The following is a 1,209-nucleotide window of genomic DNA, read 5'->3' on the forward strand; positions in this document are numbered from 1 at the left end:
GGCCGGTGACGGTCGTGCGGGTGATCGCGAGGTGTTCGAGGTGCATCTCGGCCTCCCGCAGCCGGGTCTGCAGGCCGTCAATCTGCGTGCGGAGGTCGTCGGCCAGGGCCCGGGCGGCGTCTTCCTGGAGGTCCAGGGCGTCGAGCAGGGGCTGGAGGTTCACCCTGCCGCCGCCTTCGCCTCGTGCCAGGTGGGGGCGTTCGCGCCGGTGAGGCGGCGGGTCATGACGTGGGTCATCGCCCAGTAGACGCGGGAGGCGAAGGAGGAGGGGTGGTGCTCGTAGTCGCGGACCAGGCGGCGGTGCAGTATCAGGATGCCGTAGGTCTGCTCGACCCTCCATCGCTTCGGCTGCGGCACGAACCCCTTGACCTGCGGGTCGCGTGCGGCGATCTCGACGTCGATGCCCAGGCCGGCGCCGTGCGCGACGACCTGGTCCTTGAAGCCCTGGTCGACCAGGGCTTTGCGGACGCTTCCGCCGGCGTGCTCGGCGACCTGGTCCAGCAGGAGGATGCCCGCGGCGTTGTCATGGGTGTTCGCGGCGAGGACGACGACTGCGATGACCAGGCCGAGGACGTCCACGGCCAGTCCGCGTTTGCGGCCGGGCACCCGCTTGGCCGGATCATGGCCGGTCGTGGCGGCAGGGACCCCGGCGGCCACGTGGACACTCTGGGTGTCCAGGACCACCAGGGTCGGGTCCTCTAATCGGCGGGCGCGTTCACGGACCTGGCAGCGCAGAAGTTCATGGATGACCTGGTCGGTGCCGTCGTCCCGCCAGGCGGCGAAGTAGTAGTAGGTCGCGCTCTTGGGCGGCAGGTCGTGCGGGAGATAGGCCCACTGGCAGCCGGTTCGCCCCTGGTAGAGGATCGCGTTCACGATCTCCCGCATGTCGTAGGCGCCCTGGTGGCCGCTGACCGAGCGGTGCCGGTCCTTCCACGCGGTGATCACCGGCTCGATCAATGACCACTGCTCGTCCGATAAGTCACTCGGGTGCAGCTTGCGTTCACTCACCCGGTCACATCACCAGATCAGCACCCGTGGACCGGCGGATTCCGCCCTGCCGCCACACCATCAGGCGACAGCAGAACCACTCAAAGACTCACGAACCGCCCACTGAGAAGTCATCTCAATTGGCTCGGTAGGCTGTGGGTCGTGGCGAGGATCGTTGAGCGGCTGGTGCCGGATGAGTTGTGGGAGCTGTTCCAGCGGGTG

General features: G+C 68.2%; 1 protein-coding gene. It reads right to left on the bottom strand.

Features of this window, described 5'->3' with window-relative positions:
* Positions 1-159: 159 nt before the first annotated feature.
* Entirely contained in the window at positions 160-1,008 is an 849-nt protein-coding gene (locus ORI94_RS34595; protein ID WP_266083001.1) for an IS5 family transposase, read from the bottom strand.
* Positions 1,009-1,209: the final 201 nt, after the last annotated feature.

Origin of the sequence: Streptomyces sp. NEAU-W12 (assembly GCF_026242095.1) — a bacterium.
Taxonomy (GTDB): domain Bacteria; phylum Actinomycetota; class Actinomycetes; order Streptomycetales; family Streptomycetaceae; genus Streptomyces.